1 protein-coding gene is annotated in these 900 nt (G+C 36.1%); it reads left to right on the forward strand.

Features of this window, described 5'->3' with window-relative positions; genetic code table 11:
- Positions 1-236: 236 nt before the first annotated feature.
- On the forward strand, positions 237-779 hold the full coding sequence (locus CHI06_RS16615; protein ID WP_095249746.1) for an NADPH-dependent FMN reductase: 543 nt from the start codon (positions 237-239) through the stop codon (positions 777-779).
- Positions 780-900: the final 121 nt, after the last annotated feature.

Below are 900 nucleotides of genomic sequence, written 5' to 3' on the forward strand. Positions count from 1 at the left end.
AACTGCCCACGCACGAAGAAAATGCGGTAGCATTTTCGAGGAGTCTCGCGCCTTCCGCACAAATCAACAGAGTGCCAAAATCAATAATAAGCTTTAATATAGCCTATTTTCAAAAGTATCCTAGCATCCATAAAATGTTAGGGTTCTTTTTATTAAAAAATTCTTTCAGTCTTTAGAAAATGAATTCCTTTCATCAGCGTGTTATTATTAATACTGACTGAAAGGAGAGATTTTACATGAAAATAGTTGCACTTGTTGGCAGTAATCGAAAAGAATCCTATAACAAAAAATTAGCTATAAATATGCAAAATCGCTATCAAACGACTGCAGAGATTGAAATTTTGCCAATTGAAAAGATGCCGATGTACAATCAAGATGATGAGTTGACACCGCCAGAAATCGTAACGGAGATTAAGAAAAAGGTGGCTGAAAGTGATGGAGTTCTATTTGTTACACCTGAATACAACCATTCCATTCCTGCCTTTTTGAAAAATGCAATTGATTGGTTTTCCCGTGTTGATAAAGTAATGGTGAACAAACCTGTTATGATTGTCGGCAGTTCCCCTGGGGTATTAGGAACCGCCCGTGCACAAATGCATTTACGACAGATATTAAATTCTCCTGGAATTTCTGCACTAACATTACCAGGAAATGAAGTATTTATTGGAGCAGTTCATGAAAAGCTCGACGAATCTGGAAAACTTGTTCATGAGCCAACTGTTCAGTTTATTGATACGGTGATGGACAATTACATAAAGTGGATAAATAAACAAAGTTAATTATTCCAAAAACGCATGGATTCATTAATCCATGCGTTTTGTCTATTTTTTTATTTAGGCTGTGTTAGATTAGTCTGTTGATTTCCGCTCCACTAAGGAAAGCTTCTTTGAATAATCACCG

It is taken from the genome of Bacillus sp. 7884-1 (assembly GCF_002272245.1).
Classification (GTDB): Bacteria; Bacillota; Bacilli; order Bacillales; family Cytobacillaceae; genus Neobacillus.